The sequence below is a fragment of the Bdellovibrio sp. HCB288 genome (assembly GCF_047305935.1).
Taxonomy (GTDB): domain Bacteria; phylum Bdellovibrionota; class Bdellovibrionia; order Bdellovibrionales; family Bdellovibrionaceae; genus Bdellovibrio.
Window position 1 is genome coordinate 1,648,554 of sequence record NZ_CP178619.1, and the last position, 26,247, is coordinate 1,674,800.

The 26,247-nt window shown below is 46.4% G+C and carries 23 protein-coding genes; 7 read left to right on the plus strand and 16 right to left on the minus strand.

The features are described from left to right. Positions 1-24 precede the first annotated feature (24 nt). On the plus strand, positions 25-636 hold the full coding sequence (locus ACLVWR_RS08060) for a substrate-binding periplasmic protein (RefSeq protein WP_413583290.1): 612 nt from the start codon (positions 25-27) through the stop codon (positions 634-636). Here the strand turns inward: ACLVWR_RS08060 and ACLVWR_RS08065 are convergent, their stop codons facing one another. From ACLVWR_RS08065 to ACLVWR_RS08080, 4 genes are read right to left on the minus strand one after another with little or no spacing between them, the layout of a single operon-like run. Then, on the minus strand, positions 637-1,431 hold the full coding sequence (locus ACLVWR_RS08065; protein ID WP_413583291.1) for a hypothetical protein: 795 nt from the start codon (positions 1,429-1,431) through the stop codon (positions 637-639). It abuts the gene before it with no gap. A gap of 32 nt (positions 1,432-1,463) precedes the next feature. Then, complete coding sequence (locus ACLVWR_RS08070) at positions 1,464-4,685, minus strand: DNA polymerase III subunit alpha (protein WP_413583292.1); 3,222 nt, start codon at positions 4,683-4,685, stop codon at positions 1,464-1,466. Next, on the minus strand, positions 4,669-5,991 hold the full coding sequence (locus ACLVWR_RS08075) for a hypothetical protein (protein ID WP_413583294.1): 1,323 nt from the start codon (positions 5,989-5,991) through the stop codon (positions 4,669-4,671). Before ACLVWR_RS08075 ends, ACLVWR_RS08070 begins: the two co-directional genes overlap by 17 nt. After that, positions 5,939-6,595, minus strand: a complete 657-nt coding sequence (locus tag ACLVWR_RS08080) for a recA protein (protein ID WP_413583296.1) — start codon at positions 6,593-6,595, stop codon at positions 5,939-5,941. The genes ACLVWR_RS08075 and ACLVWR_RS08080 overlap by 53 nt, the downstream gene beginning before the upstream one ends. Positions 6,596-6,858: 263 nt before the next feature. On the opposite strand from ACLVWR_RS08080, the gene ACLVWR_RS08085 reads away from it, so the two are divergent. Beyond that, positions 6,859-7,995: a hypothetical protein gene (locus tag ACLVWR_RS08085; RefSeq protein WP_413583297.1), complete on the plus strand. Its 1,137-nt coding sequence runs from the start codon at positions 6,859-6,861 to the stop codon at positions 7,993-7,995. Positions 7,996-8,002: 7 nt separating this feature from the next. Here ACLVWR_RS08085 and ACLVWR_RS08090 read toward each other — a convergent pair whose 3' ends face one another. The 6 genes from ACLVWR_RS08090 to ACLVWR_RS08115 form a co-directional block, all read right to left on the minus strand. Next, the gene (locus ACLVWR_RS08090; protein WP_413583298.1) at positions 8,003-8,506 is read right to left on the minus strand and encodes a methylated-DNA--[protein]-cysteine S-methyltransferase; all 504 of its coding nucleotides are present in this window, start codon (positions 8,504-8,506) and stop codon (positions 8,003-8,005) included. A gap of 58 nt (positions 8,507-8,564) precedes the next feature. Next, positions 8,565-9,005 (minus strand): hypothetical protein, encoded by a 441-nt coding sequence (locus ACLVWR_RS08095; protein ID WP_413583300.1) that lies wholly within the window; start codon positions 9,003-9,005, stop codon positions 8,565-8,567. Between the two features lie 40 nt (positions 9,006-9,045). Beyond that, complete coding sequence (locus tag ACLVWR_RS08100; RefSeq protein ID WP_413583301.1) at positions 9,046-10,026, minus strand: hypothetical protein; 981 nt, start codon at positions 10,024-10,026, stop codon at positions 9,046-9,048. A gap of 52 nt (positions 10,027-10,078) precedes the next feature. Beyond that, positions 10,079-10,858 carry a hypothetical protein gene (locus ACLVWR_RS08105; protein WP_413583303.1) on the minus strand — a complete coding sequence of 260 codons (780 nt, stop codon included), beginning with the start codon at positions 10,856-10,858 and terminating at the stop codon, positions 10,079-10,081. A 104-nt stretch (positions 10,859-10,962) separates the two neighbouring features. Next, positions 10,963-13,800, minus strand: a complete 2,838-nt coding sequence (locus ACLVWR_RS08110; RefSeq protein WP_413583305.1) for a pyruvate dehydrogenase — start codon at positions 13,798-13,800, stop codon at positions 10,963-10,965. A gap of 341 nt (positions 13,801-14,141) precedes the next feature. Beyond that, positions 14,142-14,726, minus strand: coding sequence for a hypothetical protein (locus tag ACLVWR_RS08115; protein ID WP_413583306.1), 585 nt, complete (start codon positions 14,724-14,726; stop codon positions 14,142-14,144). A gap of 116 nt (positions 14,727-14,842) precedes the next feature. Here ACLVWR_RS08115 and ACLVWR_RS08120 point away from each other — a divergent pair, with 116 nt between their 5' ends. Beyond that, entirely contained in the window at positions 14,843-15,649 is an 807-nt protein-coding gene (locus ACLVWR_RS08120; RefSeq protein WP_413583307.1) for a TIGR02147 family protein, read from the plus strand. On the opposite strand, the gene ACLVWR_RS08125 is transcribed toward ACLVWR_RS08120, so the two are convergent. The 5 genes from ACLVWR_RS08125 to ACLVWR_RS08145 all read right to left on the minus strand — a co-directional run bounded on the left by ACLVWR_RS08125 (position 15,646) and on the right by ACLVWR_RS08145 (position 20,558). Further along, positions 15,646-16,602: a hypothetical protein gene (locus tag ACLVWR_RS08125; protein ID WP_413583308.1), complete on the minus strand. Its 957-nt coding sequence runs from the start codon at positions 16,600-16,602 to the stop codon at positions 15,646-15,648. The two genes, ACLVWR_RS08120 and ACLVWR_RS08125, sit on opposite strands and share 4 nt — an antisense overlap. Beyond that, positions 16,599-16,964, minus strand: coding sequence for a hypothetical protein (locus ACLVWR_RS08130; protein WP_413583309.1), 366 nt, complete (start codon positions 16,962-16,964; stop codon positions 16,599-16,601). Before ACLVWR_RS08130 ends, ACLVWR_RS08125 begins: the two co-directional genes overlap by 4 nt. Positions 16,965-16,984: 20 nt before the next feature. Then, complete coding sequence (locus ACLVWR_RS08135; RefSeq protein WP_413583310.1) at positions 16,985-18,193, minus strand: hypothetical protein; 1,209 nt, start codon at positions 18,191-18,193, stop codon at positions 16,985-16,987. Positions 18,194-18,257: 64 nt separating this feature from the next. Further along, on the minus strand, positions 18,258-19,493 hold the full coding sequence (locus ACLVWR_RS08140) for a hypothetical protein (RefSeq protein WP_413583311.1): 1,236 nt from the start codon (positions 19,491-19,493) through the stop codon (positions 18,258-18,260). 69 nt (positions 19,494-19,562) lie between these two features. After that, on the minus strand, positions 19,563-20,558 hold the full coding sequence (locus ACLVWR_RS08145; RefSeq protein WP_413583312.1) for a TonB family protein: 996 nt from the start codon (positions 20,556-20,558) through the stop codon (positions 19,563-19,565). A 112-nt stretch (positions 20,559-20,670) separates the two neighbouring features. Here ACLVWR_RS08145 and ACLVWR_RS08150 point away from each other — a divergent pair, with 112 nt between their 5' ends. From ACLVWR_RS08150 to ACLVWR_RS08160, 3 genes are all read left to right on the plus strand, one after another. Next, complete coding sequence (locus ACLVWR_RS08150) at positions 20,671-21,417, plus strand: Stp1/IreP family PP2C-type Ser/Thr phosphatase (protein ID WP_413583313.1); 747 nt, start codon at positions 20,671-20,673, stop codon at positions 21,415-21,417. Positions 21,418-21,440: 23 nt separating this feature from the next. Continuing rightward, positions 21,441-22,445, plus strand: coding sequence for a M23 family metallopeptidase (locus ACLVWR_RS08155; RefSeq protein ID WP_340598522.1), 1,005 nt, complete (start codon positions 21,441-21,443; stop codon positions 22,443-22,445). A gap of 61 nt (positions 22,446-22,506) precedes the next feature. Next, a complete protein-coding gene (locus ACLVWR_RS08160) occupies positions 22,507-23,103 on the plus strand; it encodes a hypothetical protein (protein ID WP_413583314.1) in 597 nt (198 codons plus the stop codon). Between the two features lie 13 nt (positions 23,104-23,116). Here the strand turns inward: ACLVWR_RS08160 and ACLVWR_RS08165 are convergent, their stop codons facing one another. After that, positions 23,117-25,351: a hypothetical protein gene (locus ACLVWR_RS08165; RefSeq protein WP_413583315.1), complete on the minus strand. Its 2,235-nt coding sequence runs from the start codon at positions 25,349-25,351 to the stop codon at positions 23,117-23,119. A gap of 341 nt (positions 25,352-25,692) precedes the next feature. On the opposite strand from ACLVWR_RS08165, the gene ACLVWR_RS08170 reads away from it, so the two are divergent. Next, entirely contained in the window at positions 25,693-26,247 is a 555-nt protein-coding gene (locus tag ACLVWR_RS08170; RefSeq protein WP_413583316.1) for a hypothetical protein, read from the plus strand.

The window sequence follows — 26,247 nt, forward strand, 5'->3', positions numbered from 1 at the left end:
GAGAATGGCAAATTTAAAGGCCGTATGATCGAGTATCTACCAATGATAATGAACGTTCCTCAGGAGGATGTTCAATTCCAAATTCTCCCGTGGAAAAGAGTTCTGTCCGATGCACAAAAGGGACAATTGGATGTCATTGGTCCCATGTTGGAAACAGAGGACCGCAAAAAGTTTTTAGTTTTTACTGAGACGGTTTTCAAAGGCAATATCTCGTTGTGGGTATCCCGTAACAACCCTAGGATTAAGCATCTTTTAAATACGGCTTTCGATGATGGTAAATCGTCCAAGTTTGATCATCTGACTTTTGGACAAATACTTGGATACTCCTTCAACGACAGCCCAAATAGTCCCTATAATCACAGTAAAGTTAAAAAAGTGGAAGTGCAGACGGTTGAGCAGGGAGTAAAGATGCTTCATTCTGGTCGCATCGATATCTTTCTGGCATTTGACCCTGTGATTGAGCATTTCATCGTTGAACTAAAGCTGAACAAGGATGATTTCTTTCCACTTACGGGGGCAACTCAAGAGGTTAATTACGTCATGGGTATTTCCAAGAAGTCGCCATGGGCTCAGAAAGTGGTGCAGATCAATGCCAAAATCGCTGAAGTTGCAAAACAAAAGAAAACAGTGAAGTAGTTAGCCTCTATAAGCTTCAATTTTCATTTCAATTGAGTAGTTCTTGGAGGCTTCTTTTAACGGGGCCAGCATCCAATACCACTCCTTCAGTTTTTTATATCCGTCAAATTTTACCGGATAGTGACCATTATAGATCACTTCATTGTTCTTATCGCGGTAAATAACTTCGCGGTCGGAGTAAATAAGTTTCGTGCCGGTGCAGGCTTTGAGATTCTTTAAGTGAGTCTCTGCAAACTGCGTGCAAATGACGTCTTTTTCAGAAAGTTCCAAAGTTCGTTTAATCTTCTTTTCCACCGCATCCAAAGGCAGCAGGGCCAGCTGGGAGAGCAGGTTCGCAGATACAATCAAGTCAGCATCAAAATGGAATAGTTGTTCGTTCGCCAGCTGTTGCGCCAGGGCATTCAGATCATCCAGACTGTTCAGGCTCTGAAGTTTATCCAAAGCATTGGTCAGATCCATGGTTACCAGTTTCAAGCGGGAATATCTTTTCGCCTGAAGGTGATGTTTCAGAGGATGAATGACATCCACCAAGGTCACTTGCTCAAAATTATCCATCAGTAAGTGCAATGGAATTTCGTGCAGGTGCGCGCTGCCCATGACGACCACGCTTTTTCTTTGTGGAAGTGATTGGGCTGTTTCCAGGAAAATATCCTGGCAGTTTTTCAGATGAGGCAGCCAGTTTTTCTTTTGACGGTGATAGCGATGGCGCAGCGAGATGGATGAATAGAGGAATCCATACTTGCGGGCGATGGGGCTGGTCGGTGTTAAAAGAAATTCCAGAGACTCTAAAAGCATGTTCTGAAGCTAGCTTGAAATTAGGGGGATGTCTAGCCCAGTGGCAGAACGTTGATGGCGCGTATATTGGTGATGTTGCCCACCTTTTCCACTTGTCCCTGAATTTCAAGCAAGGATCGTCCGTAGATCACTTCGCGGTCTTTTTGATAGACGTCGGGATGGATAACGATATTCATAAATCCAAACTCGTCTTCCAAGGTGATAAAGCACATTCCTTTGGCCGTGGGTGGGCGTTGGGTGACAGAGACCAATCCCGCCACTCGCACTTTGCGCTTGTGAGTGATTTTTTCCAGATCCGCTGATGTTGCATACGGAACATACCGCTGCTCGATCAGGGAATGATTTTTCGCCGTCAGATAAGAGCGCAGCACCGACAATGGATGCGAATCCACGGAAAAACCCTTGGTGTCATACTCGCGACGCATGCGATCCCAGTTGGATTCAAACGGCAGGTTTTCATTGTTGTCTTCATCATCATCAAAGGATCCTTGAGTCAGGATTTCCTTCGGCTGTCCCCAAAGAAAGCTGTTTTGATCCAGGCTTAAGGCCTCGATATGCCAGATCAGTTCCCGTGCGTTTTGCTGGAAGCACTCCATGGCGCCGGCGGCAGCAAGCTTTATCAAAACACTGCGGGGCAGGCGCGTGCGATGGATGAAGTCTTTCAGATCCTTGAAGGGGCCATTAAGTTTTCTTTCATCCTCAATAGTGCGGGCCATTTCTTCGGGGAGGCCATACAGGGATCTTAAACCCACACGCAATTTGTGAATGCTGGCTCCTGAAGGTGTATAGGCATTCACTGCACAGGGTTCTTCCAGGGTGTAATCATAGTCCGAGCGTTGAATGGATAAAGGCAGAACTTCGACACCATTTCTTTGAGCTTCTGAAATCAAAGTGCGGGGAGCATAAAATCCCATGGGCTGACTGTTTAAAAGGCCACAGACAAAAACATCGGGATGATTGCACTTTAAATAGCAGCTCGCGTAAGTAAGCAAAGCGAAGCTTGCGGCGTGGCTTTCTGGGAATCCGTAATTCGCAAAGCCCTCGATGGTGGAGTAAATCTGCTCGGCATATTCCGGGGAAATACCGTGATTCTTAAACCCTAAAAGAATGCGGTCACGAATCGCACTCATTGTACTTTTCTTGCGCCAAGCTGAAGACATGATTCGACGAAGCTCATCGGCTTCGCCCGGCGAAAATCCTGCCGCGACGATCACGATCTTCATCACTTGCTCCTGAAAAATAGGAACACCGTGAGTGCGCATCAAAATCGGTCTTAGATCAGGATGCGCATAGGAAACCGCTTCCAGTCCCTGGCGTCGGCGCAAGTACGGATGAACCATGCCTCCTTGCAAAGGGCCGGGTCTGACCAAGGCCACCTCGACGACTAAATCATAAAAATTTCGGGGCATCATGCGCGGCAGGGTTTGCATCTGCGCGCGGGACTCGATTTGAAAAACCCCCACAGTATCGGCGCGACAAATCATATCGTAAGTGGCTCTGTCGTCACCGGGCAGAGACGCCAGATTAAAATGAATGCCCTTGTGCTTCTTCAAAAGATCAAAACACTTTCTTATACAAGTCAGCATTCCCAGGCTTAAAACGTCGATCTTCATCAGTTTTAGAACGGCGACATCGTCTTTATTCCACTGAATGACATAGCGGCCATTCATGGTGGCTTTTTCAACCGGCACCATCTCAGTGATAGGATCCTGAGTGATCAGGAATCCGCCGGTGTGAATCCCCAAGTGGCGGGGGAAGCCATGCAGTTGCCCGGCCATTTTCAAAAACAGCATCCACATCTCGGGGCTTTCCACTCCGAAGCGCCTGTGGATGGTGGGATCTTCAACCAAACGGCGCATGCCATCGCGACCCATGAATTTTACCATCTCATTGATTTTCGCCAAAGAGATACCAAAGGCTTTTGCGGTTTCCCGAATCGCCATGCGCGAGCGATAGCGCACCACTGTACAGACCATGGCGGCGTGGCGTTCGTTGTATTTCTCGTAAATATACTGAATCACTTCCTCACGACGGCTGTGTTCAAAGTCGATATCGATATCCGGTGGTTCACGGCGCTCGCGGGAAATGAAGCGCTCAAATAATACGTCGATCTCTTTGGGATTCACCGAAGTCAGACCGATGCAATAACAGACGATAGAGTTCGCCGCTGAACCACGCCCTTGATACAAAATTCCCTTGCGATCGGCGAATTCACAAATTTCACGTAATGTAAGAAAGTAGTCCTCGTACTCCAGCTCTTTGATCATTTCCAGTTCATGTTCAATGGTCTTAAGAACCTTGGGGGAAGCGCCTTCGGGGAATCTCCACTTGATTCCTTCTTCCACCAGGAAGCGCAAGTATTCTGTCGGAGTCTTACCAAGCGGTAAGCTTGAGCGTGGATAGCGGTAGCGAATCTCATCCAAAGTGAAGTTCACACGTGCCGCGATTTCCACAGTTTTTTCCACAAGGTCGACGCGATCGGCCCATCTGGAGCTGATTTCCGGGAGGGATCTGAGTGAACGTTCAGCATTTTGGATCAATTTATCGCGCGCTTCTTCCAAAGTCGTGTGATGAAGAACGCAAGTCACAACATCGAACAAAGGTTTTCTTTCGCGAGAATGCATGAATGGACGCTGACTAACGAACAGTTGGGCGCCACATTTTTGTTCAAGTTCCAATGCTTGTTTGTAGAATTCCTGCGATTCCCAGGTCAGATCCCGCCATACTGGAATGTACAGGCGGTCCTTAAAAATCTTTTCTAAACTGTCATAGCGCTTTTCATCAATGGGCGGCAAAGCTAAGCAAAGTAAATCCTGATTGTACTTTTCGATTTGCTCCAGACGCAGGGAGGAGAATCCTTTGGCGGCCTGGCGCTTACCTAAAGTTAAAAGCTCGCACAGATGGGTATAGCCATTCTTGTTCATGGGAATCAGGGTGATCGTACTTTCATCCGTCAAAGTCAGTTCGGATCCCACAATATAACGGAATCCATCCTTGGCCTTGGAGGAGGCGGTGAACATGGAAGGAGTATTGGCGGTTTGAAATCCCCGGGCAACACCGTAAAGACCATTTAGATCACACATCGCGATGCCATCATAATTATGATGAATTGCAGCTTCGACCATTTCTTCAGGCGAAGAGGCTCCGCGCAGAAACGAAAAATTACTGCGCCCCAAAAGCTCGACGAACCCTTTGGCTGTGCGGGTGACAGAATGGGACTGACGAATTTGAACAGATTTAGTCAAAGTATCCATGCAGGTAGTATTGTGAGCTTACCTTATCCTGAAAAATCCAAATCAACTGTCCCTGTTGAGAAAGAGCAAAATAATAATCCCGATGTTTTAATTCCTGCGAGGAAATCTGCCACCACGAAGATTCAATTCTTTCGCTGGGCATAGAGGAAACAAAACGCAATTTCTGAACTTCATGGGCATTCAGTGCCTGGGGTTTTTCCAAAAGCAGGGAGGGGCGAGGGCTTTCTTTTAAACCTTTGGCATAAACTGTTTTCACCTGCAGGGCATTGTCCTGTCGTTCAACCAAGTCCTCGGATTTAAAATCCTCGGGCCACTCGGTGACCAGTTGAAAACTTTTTTCCGGAAAGTGGCTGGCTTCGACTTGTAAAAAACCCATCTCGCAGTTGGCCTGTTTGGCAAAACTGATCAGGCGGCGCCAACGGTCCTCGGAATTATCACGGGGCTCAAAAAAATCCAGTTGTTGGATTTTCTCGGGCACGTCGTAAACGGCGACCTCGAATTCCCGGATGGGATTGCTGAGTTCGGTCTTCTCCATTTTCTTATAAAGAAGATCCTCGAACAATTCCTGATCACGGCTGGCGCTGATGGGTTCAATCGAAAGCAGATAACGTTTGTCAGAGTATTCACAGTGCAGGATCACTTCCATTTTGTGCGCATATCGGGAGAGGCCATTCAGGCGCGCAAACAAAGTATCGAGCACGGGTTTGATCCGGTTAAAAAGCAAAGGCACGGCGCCTAAGGGATCATCCAGGTAGCCATACCCCACAAGAGGGTCGCGAGGCACAAGAGGTGAAATGACCTGAGAGTCTTGAGAATGCAAACGATTCCAAAGTAAAACACCGAAATCCCCCCACCGCTCGCGCAGTGAAACCAAACGGAAATTATAAACTTCTTCCAAGGTGCAAACACCCAGAGTGCGGGCAAACGAGATCACGTGCTCAATCAGGCGCTTTTGTGACCAAGGATTCATGCCCTCAAGATCCTTTAGCGCATCAAGACCGAGACCTGAAAACTCACGATGTTCAGCACCACGAGGAGCCACAGTGAAAGGTTTCCACTTGGCCAGCATTTGCGCGACAGGTGCAGTGTCGGCAATGGCAGCGCTTGCGTCCGCGCTGAACTTGCGAGCGATCTCGATGGCTTTCTGTAAAATTCCATTGTCTCCTCCCAGAAGGTGAGCGGTTGATTCAATGTCGACAAAAACAAAATGCGGAAAACGAAACTGAACGCGCGGGCTTAGCAATAAGAAGGCCTCAGCTGAGGAGCTTTCTTGCTGTGTTTTTAAATTGATGCACAAAGTTCGCATAAATCATACTCCCTGCGACAGTAAACGGTGTGGGGCGGTGAAGAGCTCGTTGAATGGTTATGAAATCTCTTTGGAACTGAATGATCAGACTGAAGAGAGGATTCACGAACTTACTCACCTTGTGACAGACAAAAATCAAAGCCACTTTATGAAAGCGACAAAGTTTTTTTAGTTTTTGCAGTTGGTGATTCTTGAAAAACATCTCTTTCAGTTCACAACCAATCACTTCAAACAAGGAACTCGTCACCAACTCCTGCAAAACCCAGAAAAGTTGTTCGGCCTCTTTGGGTTCTTTCACGACCAACAACTTTTTCAAGTTGATCTTGCGACTCATCAGGTGCGCGGGCAGTAGTTGCGTTCCGCCATTCACCCACGCGACCCACTTGTTATCTTCGTGGGCTTTTTGAGTCATGCTGACCCATAAAGAGGTGGCGCCGGTTCCGGGACTTCCTTGAAAGAGACTGAGATCTCCTTTGGGGATTCCCTTCCATAAAAGGAAGTCATCCAGGGTGCTCACTCCCGTGGGCACCCCGGGAGGAGGTTGCAGTTGATCTGCGGAAACAAACTGAATGTCAGACAAAGCGGGAAGGGCGACGGCACTCACAAGTAACCTCCATTTACATATTAGTTACTATGTAAATAATATGTAAGTCAAAGCCAGATTATTCAAACTAGACCAGATCCGAAAGGTACGGACACACTTTCTCCATTGGCTGCGTAGCAGCCTTGATGGAGAAAGTGTGTCCGTACCTTTCGCCGTAATTTCAGTGGGTTGAGTGATGCGCGGCGTTCTGTTTGTTGGTTTTCAGTTGGGGAGCGAATGTGAAAATCATTGATATATGACAGCCCAAATAGGATGTTTCGCCCATGAAACATTCTGTGCTCGTTTTGCTGACTCTTTTGTTTGCTGGATTTACCCATGCTGCTTGGGATTTAAATGACGTTTCTTATGTGATGCCGTTGCAAAAGCAAACTGACGGGCAGGTGAATACACTTCCACTAAAAGGTCTGATTCCAGAAACTATTTTCGAGCGTATTTCTCCAGTTGCTATGGACATGGATCCTCGCGACAACGCGCGCGCGATGCGAGTGGTGGCAATGCGAATCGATCCGTGTTTTCCATTGCCGACTCCGATGGCCTGCCAAAAACAAATGCGTCTGGTGTGGCAACCACTATTGGAATGGGAAGAGGATGGTTCCATTGAAGCTATCGATGCCGCTCTTCATTCTTTCTATGTACTGACTGATGCTGAATTCGATGCCCTGTTGATGGAGTTGCAAATCTGGAAAGCGAAGACGGGTGTTGAAACACGTGGTCTGCCATTGGGGCCTCATCCTGCGTGGAGTTCGGGTCGTGGAGTTGCCGCACTTAAGGACTTAAATCGCATTATCCTGAAGTATGCCGGAGAAAAAAATCTTTCGCGTGTGACGGCGATGTTCCTTCGCGGTGGCGGGGCGATGTGGCTCTTTGGTTCTTTTGAATTTAAAAATGGGGAGCTGGTGACCATGACGTTACCGCGTCTTGGAAAAAACACCGCACAATCATTTGTGAATGTAGTTACATCCGGTGAAGTGTTTTCAGGTGGAGGCATCGCTGGTGCCCGTGCCAATGGTGAAGACACAGTGACAAATATCGTGGCGGAATCACAAAGACTGCGTAAGGGAAATGAGGACCTGATTCGGGCAGAGTTGAAATCTGCCTATAGAATTGAAAATCCCAAGGACTTCAATCCTGAGAATATGGACTGCGTAAGCTGTCACGTGGCGCAGACCGCGCGTCTTTGGGTGGACCGCAAACGCACAGATATTGCGACTCAGGATATCGCCAATCAATTTGGATATAAAAATGCGGCCTACAATATGACCAATGTGAGTGAGGAGCCTTGGCACACGCAGCAACTGCGTGCGCTGGGATATCATAATAAGAAAATCTCGATTGCTCAGCGGGCGATCAATGAATCGGCAGAGGTTGCCGATGCCATCAATCGCTACCTGGTAAAATAACTACAAACTATTTAAGTTCAAAAACGCCTTCTGTAACCAGAAGGTGTTTTTTTGTGTCTGAACCCCAACGGTATTTGAAGTTGTTGGAAGCTTTTCCGATCACGCGGTGGCAGGGAATCCAATAGCAGATTGGGTTTTGTCCAATAGCTGTTCCCACGGCACGGACTGCCGAGGGTTTTTTAATTTTCTTGGCGATATCTGTGTAAGTGGTGGTTTCGCCGTAAGGGATATTTAGAAGCTCCAACCAAACTTTGACCTGGAACTCAGTTCCTTGAAGTTTGATTTTATGTTTGGTCTTCCAGAAATTTCCTTTGGTCCATTTTGCAGGAGTGAATTTTCCAACTTTGAAGTTGTAGTGCGTTTCAAAGAATTTAGCCAAGTCGCCTTCAACTTGTTTTTTGCCGGCGCCGTAGCCACCCAAAAAGATCAATTCTTTGCCTTCAAAAGCTGCGAGCCAGTCGCCACAATCGGAAGGAACGTTATAAATGAAAAATTCCAAATCTGCTGCCATGTCATACCTCGTCTAGATGGGGCAGACATAGCGCAGATCGGTTTAAGAGTCATGGAGTTTAGCTGGGGTGGTGTCCCGGTGGTGTAAGTTCTTCGTTATAAAGAGGATCCACGTAACGTATACCGTGACCGCCATTCAGAACCATCAGTTCCGCGACAGTATACTTTTCTTCCTCGTTTTTGGTGGCAACAGACAGAAGCAGGTGACCTTTGCGAAGTTCCTGGTCGGCTTCCTCAACCAAGTCCCATTCGCCGGTACCAAGGAACTTTTGCACCCAGCGGCCCCAGGCTTCTTTCAAGGTATGACGGCTTCCGTCGGCATCAACGGCATCCACTCCATAGGGACCTTCAAAAACATGCAAATCGCCTTCAAGCCAGCCTTCGCGAACGATGGCTTGAGCGGCGTTACGAGCTTGTTCCTGATTGGTGAAGAATCCCAAAGTCCGATGGGTTGGATATTTCAGATAATCCGGGTGTGGCAATCTTTCAATCTGAACCATATTGAACCTCCTTGTTCAGGTACGGATTTACTAATCGATGTTATTCAAACATTCCATCCATTGTGATGTTGGCTGCATTTCTCGCAGTCATTCTCAGCTGCTGATAGAAAGTTTTTTGGCACTGGCCTCTGACCAATGCATCCATGCCACCGATCATGGCAGTATAGACTTCTTCAACAGTCAGAACTTGTGTCGAAGTGATAACGCCGGAGTTCGGTGCTGTTGAACGCAACTTGCTCATGAAGTGATCGCGGGAATCACAGGACATCATGCCGATGACATCTGCCTGACGACTGCGGTTGTTAAGTGACTCAAGCATTTTATTAAAGCCCGGTCGGTACTTTTTGTAGTAACCCGCGTAGTTCACTTTATTGGTGCCAGGAACAAATTTAGGTGGCGCAAAATCAGGTCCACCGCCATTGCGGGAGTGGCCGAAATAGAAAGCTGCATCGGCATCCTGTAAAGCACGGTTGTAGAAGCTTTCCATGAAAGCAGTACGTTGTGCCTGTGTGGAGGAGCCGACATTGTTGTCCAGGTACTCAGATGCGGAAGCGAATTGAATTTCAACGCGCGCTCGCACTTGGCGACCATGAACATTTAGCTCTTTAACAAATACGTATGGATTGCTGGAAGTTTCCTGTCTGAAGCGGCACAGTGCAAAGTTTCCTCTGCAGCGCCCAGTGATCAACTCACGTAGTGCGTAGTAAGCGCCGATATCAATCGATGGGCTGTAGCCGTAATTGCGGGCTCCACTGCGAACAGTTTTACCTGTTGTCCAGTCCAAGTAGCCCATCGCCACGCGAATATCGATAAGGCCATCATTCAGAATGCGACCGTAGCGTTGTTCGCAGGCTGCGCGCTTGTCTGCTGGTAGGTTAGAGAGTCTGTCGTTGCCAAGGTTCGCTAAATTTTTTGCGTAGCTTTCGCCATAGGCTTCAAACGAGCTTTGATAAATATATCCACGTCGTGCTTCAGCCGAGAACGGCAAAAGCATTAGAAATATAATAAAGATTTTCTTCATGTAACTTTCCCCTCATTAAAAAGTCTATGAGGGGACTATCATGAAGCGCCAATTAAATGGATTTAATAATTGGTGTGGCCACGCGCTTCAGAAATGCCTCGACACTAGGCGCATACTCACTGCGACAATCGCGCAGTCCAGTTAGATGCTCTGCTTCAGGGAGATTCAGCTTCGTCCAGTTTAGGTTGTGATGGGGCTCAAATACTTCGTCGATGTGCTGAGGAGGAATTAGTTTGTCCTTCCAGCCGCGAATCGACAATAACGGAAAATTCTCAGGAAATTTTTCGAGTTGAGAGTGAATGTCTTTGTGAAAATGCAGGGACCAAAACACGCTGAGCGCAGCAGTAGCGGGAACTTTAAGTCCACTAAATAAAACTGGAAACTTGTAGTTGCGCACAAGCTTCCATACAGAAGGCAGAAATTGCGCCGTAGGGCCACTGTCACAAATCATTGCGATCGTATCGAAACAATGGCGTTTGGCCATAGCTTCAATGGCGGAGGCCGAGGGATTTGAAAAGCTGTAAATGATTTTATCGCCGGGAATTTCGTTCAGCAGCTTTTCAATTTGTGCTGCATAAACATGTTTTACACCCAAGGCGCCATCCGCAGTGATCGGCAAGCGTTTGATAAGATCCTTGGCAGTGCCATTCAATTGAAAGGCAAAGGCATCAAAGCCCAGGTCATTGACCAGTTTAATGTGGCGAAGCAGCTCGCGTTTTGAACCCTCGTAGAAATGAACGAAGAAAATCAGTTCATTGTAGCGTTTGTTTTTGGAGAGATAGAATTCTCCTTCAAACGGGAATTCTGATTTTGCGAGTTCTGTATAGTCCATTGTGACTCCGACATAAATCAGAGTGCCAGCCTGGCGGGGAGTTGTGAAGATAAAAAAAGGCTCCCTTGTGAGGAGCCTTTTTAGGTTTATGCTTTATTCAGTTCTTAGTGTTTATGAACTGGATTTTTTGAAGGCCAAAGATCTGTCCAGTGAGCTGTGCGACCTTCTGCTTGGTGAGTCTCGCCCAAAGCATTTTCAGAAACGATCACTTTTTCAAGCGCAGTTTCTGCCAATACTTTACCGCACGCTTCTACAACTGCTTCAGCGTCGATGTGGTGGTAAGCGTAGATCTCTGAAGGACGACCGCACTTAGAGTGCTTTACAACGCCCAAAGCTTCCTGACGAACACCGATGATTGAACCGATGTTATCAAGCATACCGATCTCGCCGTCCGCTACAGATACGACTGGAACACGTTTACCAGCAACAGTGATCAAATCACCAGTGGAAACGTCTTCGGATCTTCTTAGGAACAAGTTCGAGTTAATACCCAAACCGTTTTTCAAGTATTCATAGTCGTTTTCGCGACCCAAGATACCGCAAAGCAGATCTTGAGAAGTAACCGCGATCACGTTCGCGTAGATACCGCGAGCAAGCAAAGCTTCAGAAGCTTTGATACCTTCAGTAACCATTGTACCCAAAGCGAAGATGTTCACAACGTTGTCACCTGGTTCGTAACCAGCGTAACCACGGTAGTCGATCAGGTAGTAAGCGCCTTGCAAAACTTCTTCACGAAGAGTTTGCAGGATAGAAGCGTCATCCATTGTCGCCACTTCTTCTTCATTGATACCACCAGCAACCGGGAATTCAGCGCGTGCCAGTTGTCCTTCAAGACCTGATTTGAAGCGAGCCTGAGTTTTCAAATACTTCAAAAGATCTTTTTGTTCCACACCACGAGTTACCAGACGAAGCAATGTGCCAGTGCGGCCAGCATTGTCGTTCATAACGTGACGTTTGATGGTGTCACACATGATCCAATCAAGCTCGATACAAGAGAACGGTTCCCAAGTGATTTGGTTCGGGATCTGGATGTCAGACTTCCAACCGTGCTGAGCACCTTCTGGAGAAAGAGAAACACCTGATGGAGTACCCACGCAAATGAATGAGGATTTCCAGTAAAGGTTGTAGAAGTACTGATCCAATGCACGTTTGATGAAGAAGTCATACACCGTCATCAATGGGATGATAGGTACGCCTACGATGTCGCGCATTTTACCAAATGCACCCACGCAAGACATAACGTTACCTTCAGCGATTTCAAAACGAAGGAAGCGATCTGATTCTTCTTCGCCCGGAACCAAGTCAGGAAGTTTGTGGTCTTTAACGCCCAAGTCAGTTTCGTGATCGACAACCACCGGAGCACCAAAGATCTTACCGTCCATCGCAGGATTCAAGTTCGTTGAAGTACCCACGTCAGGAGCCATAGAGATGAACAACTCACCCGGAAGTTTGAATGGTTTTTCATTCGCAGTCAGGGCTTTTTGATTATCTTTCAACTGAGATTCATCAAGCGGCGTATTTGAAATACGAGTCAATTTGGCAGTCAACTGACCAAGCATCCACTGTGTATGAGGGTAGCTTGTCATTTTCGTGTTGATATCCAAAGCTTGAGGGATTTCGCCGAACTCAGTTAGCTTTTTCAAGAAGTAATCTTGGTTTTTGGCTTTCAAAGCGTATTGCGCTTTCATCTCGCCAAAGATTTTTTCAGAGCGAGCCGCCAGGAATTTACCAGCCGCAGAGTTTGGATCAAGACGTTGATACAAAGTATCGCCAGTGATGCCTTGACCTGCTTTAAGCGCGTTCACTTCTTCTTCTTGTGGAAGAGAGCTGTGATTGCCTGGTTGAGCTGCGGCTTTCAAGCCCCAGCCTTTAAGAGTATGCGCGATGATGATTGTTGGGCGACGAGTGGAAAGTTTGGATTGTTCCATCGCTTCAGCAAGGGCGATCATATCGTGACCACCGAAATCGCGAAGGGCGTCGTAAAGTTCTTCATCAGAAACGCTGTCCAGGAATTTCTTCATGTCAGGGTGCTCTTTAGCGATACCTTTTTTCAAAGCTTTCATGTCTTGAACAAGAAGCAATGATTGAAGTTCGTAGTCTTCCAATTTTTGCTCAAGGAAGTTTTTGAAAGTTTCGCCGTCTTTTTTAGCGAACAAAGCTTTACGCTTGGAACCGTGACGTACTTGGATAACTTCCCAGCCGTTCGCAGCCATGGTGCGCTCAACACGGTCAGCATCTGTACCATTCATGATTTCTTTGTTCGTGATACGGTGACCATCAAGTGATTGACGGTTGTAATCCAGGATCCAAGTCAAAGAACCAATTTCGCGTTCAGCGAAGTCTGGAACAGCTTCATACATGGAACCTTCACGGAACTCAGAGTCGCCGCAAACAGCCCAGAAGTGTGCATCTGGAACTTCATAACCGTGCTCACGAGCATAACGGTAAGCAAGCGCCATGTAACCCGCTTCAACAGGTGGAATTCCCACTGTACCAGACGGGAAGAAGTTGTGGTGATCTGGATCGTAAGCAGAGTGGTAAGATTGGAATACGAACTCAGAACCATCAGTGAACTTACGAAGACCATTCATTGCCTGGTCTGCTTGTTCTTGAGTTAGTTTTGAAAGATCGCCCTTAAGCAAAAGATCCAAAAGGTAGTTGTAAGAGTGATCCACCGGGGAAGCATGCGGTTTGTTCGCGATGTGATCGAAACCAGTTTTCGCCATCAAGTGCAAAGCACCCATGATGTGCAGGGAGCTTGCGCAAGCTGCCGGGTGACCACCGATTTTTGGATCGCCTTTTTCTTTGTCAGAACGATGATTGGCTTGCCAGATCATTTGCGTTGAAAGGTAAAGTGCACGGCGCGCGATCACGTCCAAAACTTCAGGGCTTGCGCCTTTCAAGTTTTCTGACTTCGCAGTTTTGTTTTTAGAGTCTGCCACGATGGTCTCCTTGAGTATTTACTTAATCAATTTAACGGAGCGAAACTAGCATTCCCGAGAGGGGGAGACAAGGTTTAAGGCCTTGAAAATGGGCCCTTTTTTCCTCTGCTGACGCAGTGAAAGATCAACACCGTTAGCCCCGAGTTTACACCGTGGAATCGGGCGGATCACGCTTGGTTCTCACAATGGTTCTACGTAAGTCCAATATACGAGGGTTTCAGTGGGTATTTCTGGATTTTAGGAGGGGGTATTTTAGGTCCCTTAGGGGAAAGGGACCTTGTTGGGGAGGGAAGTTGCGGTTTTTTGGTCACAGTCTTGGGGGCGAACACCGAGCAGGAGTGTTAAAAGGTGGCGTTCAAGCCAATTTCGAAACCGGATTCTTTGATGTCGACTCTGGTGAGGTCCGAAGTGCGAGATTGATTCATCTCGGTATAGATCAGATCAATTCCAACATTTTTATTAAACTGAAAACCAAAACCACCTTGGAATCCAATTCCTGGATCGTAATCGGTGCTACCACTTCCAGTTAGTTTGGAAAAATTTAAACCACCTTTGAGGTTGATGATGCTAGTGAACGCATAAGCGAAGTTGCCGTCAACTCTTACCAGTCCTGTTGAAGTGCCATCGTTTTGGATGTCGATGTAAGCTACATTGGTTGTCCAGCCCAGTTCTTGAACTGGAAGGCTCGCGTAACCCAAAGTGACTCCCAGAGCACTATCAAGGTTGTCGCCGACATGGAAGGACTCACCATTGTATGTCGCTTCTGCGGAAGCTCTAAGCATTGGCTTTACAATTCCAACGCGAAAACCTTTGCTCGAAATACTGTCGTTTTTGGTGGTCTTTGATACTTGTGTGTTCTGTGCAAAAGTTGTTGAAGTAACAAGGACCGTTGCGATCAGGACCATTATTTTAGTAAGCAGTTTCATAGAACATTCTCCATTTCAATTGGTTATGCTTACTTATACAGAGCCGCAGTTTTGTTCTAAAGATCTGTTTGGCAAATAGTTGATGAAAGTTTTAACCAAACGGTTAATATAAATCCATGTCAGTCTCCATCTATCACTATAACGATTATAAAGAGTTCTATAACGCCTGGGTCGCAAACCAACCGCGTGAAGGTTTCGGTGAATATCGCCGTCTTGCCCAAGCTCTGAATGTTTCGACCACGATGGTGAGTCAGGTGTTCAAAGGCGATAAGCACTTAAGCTTGGAGCTTGCGACAGAGATGTGTGACTACCTTCGTTTGATCGAGGACGAGATCGAATATTTTCTTTTGCTTGTCGACTACAATCGGGCGGGCAGCTTCAAGCTGCAAAAGCATTTCTTAAGACAGATTAAAAATCGCCAGGAGAAATCCAAAAAACTTGAAACCCGAGTGAAAGCAAGCGAGCTCAGTGGCGAGGCCAAGAATACATTTTATTCCAGCTGGGTGTACTCGGGCGTGCGGATGCTGGTGGATACGGGTAAATACAACGACGCGGAAGCTTTATCGCAACATTTGAATTTGCCACGAAATCATGTGCAAAAAGTTTTGGATTTTCTGTTGGATAATAACTTACTCGTGGAAGCCAAAGGTAAGTTAAAAATGGGAGCGGCCCGGACACATCTTGGAAGCTCTTCTTCATTGGTGACTCGCCATCATATGAACTGGCGAATTCAAAGTATGGCGAAGCTTCAACAAAATCGGGATGAAGATTTTTTCTACACGGGTCCGATGGTTTTATCAGAGGAAGTGGCAAACTGGATTCGTCAGGAGCTGCCAAGCTTTGTCGAGTCACTGAATGCGAAACTGATTCCCTCGCCGTCAGAAACAGTTCGCTGTTTGAATATTGATTTCTTTGAGTATTAGTACGAACGGAAATCGTTAATTTTAATCCAGGCATTTAATTCTGCGGCAGAGATTTCGCCGTTGCGGTTCCACAGATGAACACCCAGTTCGCGAATCCCGTCATAATCATGATTCGTCAGTTCCAAATCCGGATTCTGCCCCGGGACAACGGCGAATGCGTCTTTTCTGCCGAACATATACGTCGTTGCGCATTCCTCGCGGCCTTTTTGGTAGGCTTTGATTTTGGTAGCGTCTAGCTTCAACAATGCAATCGACGAGTAACAGTTGTCGACTTCGCTTTTCAATTTCATTAGGCGCACACCCATCAGAATTTCGTGAAGGATTAGACGGCCTTTTGATTCCGGGGACTCGAAAGCATTATAGTATTTGGTGTTGATCCAAATGGAGCGAAGGTTCTGCAACGCAAATTGTTGTACTGATTCGTCAGCGAACTTCAAACCGATCTGGGAGGCTCTTAACGCCTTTAGTTCAACAGGAACCATGTACCAGGTTCTTTCATTGGCAATATGAACCATGTCAGAGGCGAAGCGCGGATGAGTTTCAGCCAGCTTAGTAATGATTGGCAGAACGAACTGCAAATAGTTCGCTTCTTTTTGAATATTTACTGCATAGTCTTCTATGTTGCGGCCTTGAACCCCGTTGTCACCACCGCTGTCAGTACCGCCGACGTCACGACCCACAGGATTTGATGGAGGGATGCCGCGCTTTGGAGGGTTTTTCGGTGGTGTCGTTGGTGAACCATCCGCAGACTTATCGCGTGGGTCAATTCCATCCTCGGTTTCAGCTGCTTCCGATTGCTCGGGAGTCGGGGAGGCGTTGCCATCTGGAGGAGGCAATTCCTTTTCCTTTTGGCTGTCAGAGCGCGGTGGTGCCTCTTGAATAATGACTGTCTTGTCCTGACAGGCAGCAAGTGCACTCATCACAAAAACTATCAGAAGTAATTTTGTTTTCACAAACTACCTCCTGATCGCGTGATAACTTCCAAGGTGGATAGGTTGATTGCAGTTTCCTGTAGTGCGCCATGATTGCGTTTAAATAGTACCAGTTGATTTTCGTCGATATCGACATATCCAGAGTCACCTTTAAGGAAGATCACTTTGCCTTCGCTAGTGATTGTGACTGCAGGATTTTTTAAGGAATGAAGCATTTTAATCTGACTGCCTTGAGTTTTTTCAGCGGTCACAACGGCGCAAGAGTTTTTGCCATTGCAAGTTGTAAGTTTAAAGCCGCTAATGGATGACTCAACGCCCGCCGCAGAGGCCAAAGCCCCTGCGAGTACCATTCCTAAATTTAGAAGTAGGTTGAGCGTTTTCATTCGTAGTTATTCCAAAAAAATTATTTTGTTTTCAATACTTGATCAGCGTCGCCGTTAACTAGAATTCCGCCCATAGTTTTGTCGCGGAAAGATTCGATTTTTTGGCCATCTGCACTCCAAGTCGCTGGAGCAAGTTCTTTCAAAGAGGCAACTGGATTATTGAACAAAGCCAGCGCATTAACCGATGTCGTAGTGCCATTGCCCAAATCAACAGTGATTGCGCCATTGATAACTTGTTCCGCTTGAGTCATGCTTTTTTGGAATTCAACATCAGCAGTAAAGCAGAATGCACCGCCGTTTTCGATCAGGTGATTCTTTCTGTTTTGGTTGCATAGTTTATCGCTGTATTTTTGAACCCATTTTACAGCCACCAACATGTCTGTTGCGATTGATTTAATGGATTTCAAACCATCTTTATCTAATACATTTAGGTTGATCTTGGACAATAAACCCTCAGTTATTTGTTGCTGGGTAAGCGCCTTGCCTTCAATTTCTTTAGTGTATTCTGTAAAACCATCCATATTGTATGAAGTGTAAATAGTTACATAAAGAATTTCTGCGGCAGCTTCCTGTTTCAAAACCATTAGATCGGCGATATTCACGCGGACGGTTGATGCCTGATCAAGGTCGCACTCGTATCTGGAGTTTTCACCATTTTCAATAATTACGCAGTTCTGCTCCAGACGATCGTTAATTTGTGCCTGAAAAACATATGGATTCATTTTAAGATCCAAAGTCAGTTCCGGGTTCTCTGCAATAAATTGTCTGAACTCCACCAGGGCTTTTCTGTATTCGATCAAAGTTTTTTGTACACCGGATTCAGACTGAATTGGGGCCGACTTTTCCGGAGTCATCAAAAACTTCTTCATTGGATATGATGGAAGACCCTTCATTTGTTGTTCGTATTGTTGGATGTCGCCAACTTTTTGAACGAAAGGTTTGACGTTGGTCCCAAATCCACGGAGTACCATGAAACGTTTAAGAAATTTTTGGTAAAATTTCGCTTTCATGTCTTGTGGGTTTTTCTCCAATGCCATTTCGAATGCGCGGTAGGCTAGGTTCAAAGTGTAGGGTGCTACAAGTTGTTCGCCAGCTTCTGTAAGCTCATCAGCGGATTTGCTGTTGTTAATTTCAACAAGCACTTTTTCTTTTTTTGGCGCCTCAGAGCACGCTGAAAGTGTAGCGGCAAGGGCTGAGCACATAACTATTGTTTTAATCATCTTTTTCATAAGTTCTATCCTTTGCTAAATTCGTTTAGTTCATTTCATTTCGATGAAAGGAAACTAAACCCTTTTAGACGCGAACCACAGATCTGTTTTGTAAATAGTTGCCAAAAGTTTTAACCAAATGGTTAACTGTATTTTCTTCTAAATTCGTGGGCTTAACTACAAGGTTCGGGCCACGAAATCCCGAATCCTTCGCGAAATAAACGGTTTGCAGCGACGATTGACTGTCTAATGTTTTACCAAGGGCCGGAATTTGTGAGGACTGCACCCTTTGTTGGGACCACTCGATGACCTGCAGAACCATCTCGCGAATCTTGACCCAGTCGTTTAAATCAGCGGGAATCGCCATGCCCTGAAGGTCAAAGCTCATGTATTCATAGGTTTTGTACTCGGTGGTGAAGACCACGCGAATCGCTCCGGTTTTGGGATCGTATTTGGCAGAGTACGGGATTGCTCCATGCATGATACGCGTTCTAACCTTGGCCAGCATCTCCAGGGATTCCGTGGTGAAGCGTCTTAAATTTTGGGCTCTGTCCTGGATTACGGCTTCTCGATAACTTCTGATCTTATCCAAGGATTCAGAGCTTAGCCCTTGCGAGATAAGATCCAGATCGCGTTGTGTGTTGGTCGCCACATCGGTCAGTAGGTGGTAATCCTGCAGATGTGTTTCGATTTCATCGACGCGGAAGTAGTTTCCGTAATTCACGGACCTGCGGCCTTCTGAGTTCATAAGTTCAAGGCGGGCCAGGGTCATTTTCCCTTCGCGTACTTTCTCGTGTTCTATCGAGTGAAGTTGTTCGTGTTGTAGGGTGGAGGTTGCGCCCAGTAAGTTCAGCTGGAAAACATGGGGGCCCACAAAGATCTTCTCTTCGATGAAGTGACCAAAAAATTTGTAATTATAAAGGTACAACGGATCCAGGATCACCGGAACCTTTGAGTCCACCATGGATTTCGCAATGGCATCCCCTTGCGGGTTGCCGCTCAGTTGATAGCGGGTGTAGGTCAGCGCTTTGTCTTTAATCTTCAAAGATGTTGGCAGTTTGATAAAGCTGATTCCAGCAAGCTTGAAATAAGACTCATTCAGCGATTCTACGCTTCTGATTTGCTGTTCAAGGTCCTTGGGCGCAGCACTGCCTTCAGTTTTCAGGGCTTTAACCAGTTGTTCAGTTTTGGATGTTACTTGATCCAAAGCGGAATAGCTGGTGCCGCACAGAAACCTGCCGCAATTTTGGCGCGCCTCTGCCGAGTTGTTCGACAATAGGATCGCGCTAATAAGGATTAGGGCCTTAAATAGCGAATTCATGATTTTAGGTGGAGCAAGGGTGGTGCCAGAAGGTGTCTCAGAGTGAGACACCGGCAGATTGACTAATTACTAAGATTCAAGAACGAAGTCCCAACGGATTTTTACAGTGCCGTCGCCTTCGATGATGCCTTTAGGTGGATTCGGGAATGGAGCTGCGGCACGGAATGCCTCGACGGCAGCCTCATCCAGATCGCGCACACCAGAGTCGCTCATCACTTGAACGTTCACCAAAGTGCCTTTGTCGTTTAAGACGATCATCAATTTGGTCACGCGGTCCTGTCCAGTGGAGGCAGGGGATCTGCCTTCTTTAAACATCTTCGAAAGTTTTTCACGGACTTTGCCTTCCCAGTGTTGGGAGAGCTGACGGCGAATGCGGTTGTAGTACGAGTAGTACTTGAACTCGCGCGTATTCAGCATGGTCTCAAGACCTTGCTCAACATCTTTCACGTAGTCATTCGAACGGCTGACATCGGAACCTTCGTTGGTGTCCATTTCGCCATTGCCACGACCAAGGCCTTGGCCAGCTTGTTCACCGGCTTCTTTTTTCAGATCAGCAACTTTTTGGCGTTCCAATGCTTCAGCGGCGTCGAAGTTTTTGAAAAGATCGCGAGCGATTTTTTCCCGTTGTTCAGGGGTGGCTTTGGGTTCTGCTTTGGCCGCAGACTTAACCTTGCCGTCACCCTTAGGTCCGGTTTTTTGGGGAGCTTCCTTTTTCAGATTCTGAAACTCACCATGCTCTTTGGCGATTGTCTGCTTAGTCACTGTTTGGTTTTTCACGCTCAAAAAGCGCGAGTTGACCGGTTCAGTCTCGTTAAGGGACTTTTCGCTTTGTTCAACAACTTGATTTTTCGGAACCGTCGGGGCTGGAGCTTTCTTCAATTGCTCAGCTTGTTGTGCTGCCATCAGCATTTGCGCTTCCTCTGGGGAAATCAAATCAATGCTGACTGCTTCCTGTTTTGGAAACCGATGCTTTAGGGCTTCCACCAAATACAGGCCACCGAAGACCACAACGTGGACTGCGACAGAGAGGAGCACATACTTTTTGAAAGACGGTGACTTCATCATAGGACCTCACCCCTTTCTATCGGTATTATGACACCCGAGGATTAGAAAGAGGTGAACCAGACCCAAAGATTTCGACAGAGGTCTAGGACCAGACTTTGACGAATCAGGGCCTATGGGTGAGAATGTAACTTCTATGAAATTTGACTGCTGGTATTTAACAGATAAAGGCCTTCGACGTGAATCAAATCAAGACTCATGCCTCGTCAACCAAGAGTTGGGACTCTTTGTTGTTGCCGATGGGATGGGCGGACATTCTGGTGGCGAAGTTGCTTCCAGTATGGCTGTTGAAACGGTTGAAGAAATCATGTTGCAACCTGGGGCTGCGAATCGTTCACCTCGCGAAATGATTCAGCTGGCTTACGAGGAATCATCCCGTCGAATTTTTGATAAAGCTGCAAATGAACGCCCTGAGTTGTCTGGCATGGGGACGACAATGGTGATGGCCTACTTGCGTGGCAATCATCTGTATGTTGGAAATGTCGGGGACTCCCGTTGTTACATGTATAAGAAACCGCAACTTTGGCAAATCACTGAAGATCACTCTTTGATTAACGAACAACTGCGCGCCGGTGTGATGAGCGAAGAGCAGGTTCGGCAGTTTGTGGGTCGCAACGTCATCACACGCAGTGTGGGCTATGAGCGCGAAACTTTTCCGGATATCATCGAGAGAGAAGTTGCTCCTGGTGAAATGTTTTTGCTCTGTTCCGACGGCCTTTCAGGTTTGGTGGAAGATCCAAAAATTTGCGATATTTTGAATAAGAATAAACCTGACAAAGTCGTTAAAGCCTGTGTAGAACAAGCATTGGCCAACGGTGGTGACGACAACGTCACTGTTATGTTGATACATTTTTACGAGTAATCGGTTAGTGGATTGGGGAATTTTTGGATAAAAAGAAAGTCACGCTATTTATAGTGAGCAACCAAACGGGCAAAACCCGTAAATTGGTGCTCTCTGCTGCTTGGCTAAAGGCTGTATCCTTTATTTCCGCTGTCGTAATTATTATTTTTGCGGCGGGTATGGTCGACTATTTCGGATTGCTGTTGCAGGCCATGGAAAATAAACGTCTTAAAGCTGAAAATGCTCAGCTTCAAAAGCAATTCCAGGTTGTTGAAAGTAAAGTCAGTGCCCTTGAGAACTCTCTTGAGCGCGTAAAAACATTTACGACAAAACTTAAATTAATCACCAACGTTGATGCTGAAGATCGCATCACCAAACTCACAATGGGTCCAAAGCCTGCACCAAATCAACCGGTGGAGGAGTATGAACCAATGGAATCCCGTGATGACGGTGAGGCATTGACTCAACAGGATGCGACGTTTGCAAATCAAAAACCATTGAATGATCAAACGGGTGAACTAGCCAACGAAACGGCTGACAAGGATTACGCATCACTTGTTATTCGTATCGAAAAAGCAGTAAAAGAAACCCAACTGAAAGAGCAAAGTGTTATTGATCTTTGGGAAAGCTTGTCTGAGCGCCAAAGTTTGTTGAACGCCACTCCAAATATGAAACCTGCCAAGGGATGGATTACATCTCGCTTTGGTTACAGGACTTCGCCGTTCACCGGAAAGACCACGCTCCATGCAGGTCTTGATATCGCAGCGGCACCGGGATCTCCTATCTATGCTCCCGCGGACGGGGTCGTTATATTTGCAAGCTATGACGAAGGTTACGGTAAACTGGTCAGTATCGATCATGGTTTTGGTGTGACAACTCGTTACGGTCATATGTCACAAATCTATGTTCAGGTTGGACAACGTGTCAGTAAATGGGATGTGATCGGGGCCGTAGGTAATACCGGCAGATCCACAGGGCCTCACTGTCACTATGAAGTTCGCATCAATGGAACACCTGTCGATCCAATCAACTACATCCTGGATGAATAACATCATTTAGAGTTTGGAATTTCCAAGCAAAGCCTTCTACAATTCTTTGTAGGGGGTTTTTATGCGTCTGATTTCAACTGTGATATTGCTTGCCACGTTCTCGTCGGCGGTTTTGGCGGCGTTACCTCCGCAATTTTCTGAGTGTTTAAGCACCGACGGTAGTTCTGCATCAATCTATGACGTTAAAGAGATCGCCAAAGTTGCAAAGGTGAATTACTGCCAGAATCAACTGGGTCTTACCAACAAGTTCGATACTTTGGATTTGTTGAGGACAGGCAACGTGAACGTCGGTATCTCTGTTGCCAAGACAACATATACTCGTGAAGACCTGATGGAGCTGGCAAAAGCAGGTTCCTACGTTTTGTATGTTGATGGTAATCGTATCGCCAAGGAATACCTTGCGGATCTGGCAAAGAACGGTGTGCAATTGGTTGTAATGAGTGCAACAGCCGGTTTGGCAAAGCAAGATCTGTTGAGCTTCGCCAAGGTTCGTCCGTTTGTTTATAATATCAATTCCAATGTTATCAAGGAAGACGTGAAGGAGCTTGTGGGGGCTGGGGTTACGGTGATTTTCCGTTCCAACGCTTCGGGCCTGAGTCGTGAACAAATCGTTGAAATCGCTAAGGTGAACCCGGACTTGGTCACGCTCTCACCTTAGCTTTTGATTTTTATTACTGATAAACCGGGCAACGCAATTTTTTAAGTCTGTCCTGAACCAGAAGGGCCTGGGCTTCGAAGCTTTCAAGGTCCTTTTGAGTTTTATCAAGGATCGGCATCGTTCCGCGAATCATCAAATCACCTTTGCAGACCCGGATGATTTTACCATTCATTGATGTGTCAATCACACCTGAGATCATGTCACACATGATTTGTACCGTGGACAGGTGATCTCGGGCATCAATCGCGTAGAAGTAAGTTGTTCTAAGCTGAGCACAAATGGCTTCGCGTCTGTCAGCATCGATGTGCTTGTTGGACGGAATCAAGTTGGAAAGCGCATTTGCGATCTTTCTGTCGTCACGATATTGAATGGCATCAAAGGCCATATCTTTCTCAGTAACCTGGCTGATGTGCTTTCTGATTTTCGAACCGGAATCAGTCACCACCATGGACATAAGTTGCAGGTTCCTGATGCCTTTTTTGAAGTTCTCAATCGAGATATCGTAAACCGACATTGTGTGATCAATCCATGAAAGCACTGGCGGATTGCTGTTGTTGCGACCACCGAACAGACCGGCCTTCAGGTCTGCCACGTCCTGAGAGAAATTGGAACGGTTGATGACAGAGTCGTCTTTGGCGATTTCTTCCAAAGCACGTTTAACACGGCGGTAAGTAGCACCCTCTTCGTTGGCTTTTTCCTGCTCTGATTTATTGACGACAACGGAACCACCAGAGGAATCTCTTGGTCCCTCAGAGATGACTTGGTCAATTTCAGCAAGTGTCTTTTTGATGTTGTTAAACCATGAACGCGTGTTCTGCGCACAAATACGGATGTCGCTGGCATTGCGCACGCTGGATTTTTCAATTTCGTTTTTGTAGTACTCAACTGTGTTGATACGGGCGTCAGCATTTACTGGCTGAATCTGACGGGTTGTATCCAGACTTAAAGCGGCTTTCAAGTTCTGGAATACGGAATCCGGGAAAACGGATTTCGTATAATTAGGATTGTCTTCCTGAGATTTCTTAATTTTTTCCTGGTTCTGTTTAATCTGACGAATCGCTGTTTGACCGAAACTGCAGATGGCCATTTCATCATCATCAACTGATTCACGATTGAAGCTGATTTCAAAGTTTCTGAAGTTCGTCATATCCAATACGTACTGTTTTTTAACCTTGTCGTATTTGGTCTGAAGGTTGGAAGAGTACTCGGACATCGGGATTTTGTTGCTAAGACTTGCTTTGTACAGAGGAAACTCGTTCTGCAAAGACGTGTTGAATTCAGTGAAGTTTCTGTCTGCAGTTAATTGCAAGAAACGAACTTTCTTTACGATCTTGATGTACTGACAAGTATTCTGAAAGACTGCCAGGCGGTTGTCTTTTTTGGTCATGTCGATCTGATCTTTTTCGTACATCTGAGTCAATGCAGTGATACCTTTAGTTGCAACTGCTCCACCAATAACGAATGGAAGCGCCGGCGCCAGGGCTGGATTTACGGTAACCGCAAACAATGCCATTGGAGCCAAACCATCAATCAACTGATTGAATGCCAAAAGTGCTTTACCACTGCCCATTGAGTCGCGACCGCAACTTGAATTCAGGAAGGAGTTATTGGATAGCATGTCACCAATGGACGTGGTTGCCGTCATGGTGTCGGTCATGGCGTTGGAGAGCTGTTGGTAGTCCACTTCCGCAACGGCTTTTGAGTTCATCATCTTTTGCAGCGTTCCCACGTTCTTGCGAATCGCTTCGGTATCTTTTTGCAGGCGATCAGCAGAGCCGTCTGTCGTACATTGACCTTTGCTGCGAATTTCGTTGGTCATGTCAGTAAGAGCCTGGTTCAGGGCAGCGGTCGATGTGTTTTCGAATAAGTTACAGCTAAATTCCGCTGGAACCTTCACGGCTCGCATGGAGTTTTTAGAGCCGCCACCATTGTTGTTGTTGTTGCCATTTCCATTTTGGTTTTTATCTTTTTGAGAGTTGCCATTTTGATTGCCAATCGGATTTGGGATTTGAGGTCGACTGGTGCGGTTGCCACCGTTTTGGTTGCCGCCACGTTGATCGCGATTGCCCGTGGATGAATTGTTACTATTATTATTGGAGGTGTTGGTGTCAGTATCTTCACCAAATAGATCAATAGGAAATGTTGCTGGAGCTGTGTTCGCAAAGGCATGATGAGGCACTTGAGGAATCAGGAATCCCACAGAAAGAATGGCGCTAAGGGCGCATCTTTTCACGTTCAATTTTGTCATAAACACATCTCCCATGCTCTTTGTCGAATAATTCAACGACTAACACTTTTCGCTGGTCAATTTCCGCGGCATTCCACCTGGTGTGCAATGGTAACCCATTGAAAACACTTGTGTGGAGGACGCAGCCTGCCCTTAAAAATGTCAGACCAATCACGGGTTTGCAAAACTCGTCCCATGTTGAAACGAAACCAAAGGATGGTGTCATAATGACGACAACTGACGCGACAAAGGGCACCTTTTGCACCCATTAAGTAAGGTCTCCTTGTTATTTGCATCTGATCTCAAAAATAGAAGGACTTAATCGTCCAGGAGTGGAACGCTATTTGTATAGGAAAGTAGATATGGGATATATATGGTCGATCCTATTTTTCGTGTCCTCTTTGCTATGTGCTGGAAAGTGCATGGCGGGGGTTGAATTATCGACCACTAAAAAGCTGGTTATCCCAGTCGACAACGTAACTCCAAAAATCACTCAAGAGGACGTTAAGAAAGTCATTCCCACTGATAGATTGGGTTCCGAATCAACCTCATCAATGATGGGCCGAATTGCCGATAGAACTTTTAATCTATGGTTCAATTCTGATGTGGTTCAGGAAAGTTTATTGGGTCGAGTAGTTCAGGAAACTCAGGAAACTCTTAAAACCGACGTTGTGGTCCCGGCTTCCACCAAGCAGGGGACATCTCATAAGTTTTCATTTAGAGTTGAGGCTTTTCAGGCCTTGGCAAAAATGGAGTACAAGGGCTGGTTGAATGCGGCCGTGAATTATCGTGCAGCTGCCTCTGAAACAGAGGTGCAGTTTCAGGAAAAAGTTTTTGAAAATAAAGACCTTATTCTCAGTCACAAGGGAACAAGGACCGATAGTCTGGCTATGATTGGTCTTGCTTGGCGGTGGTAA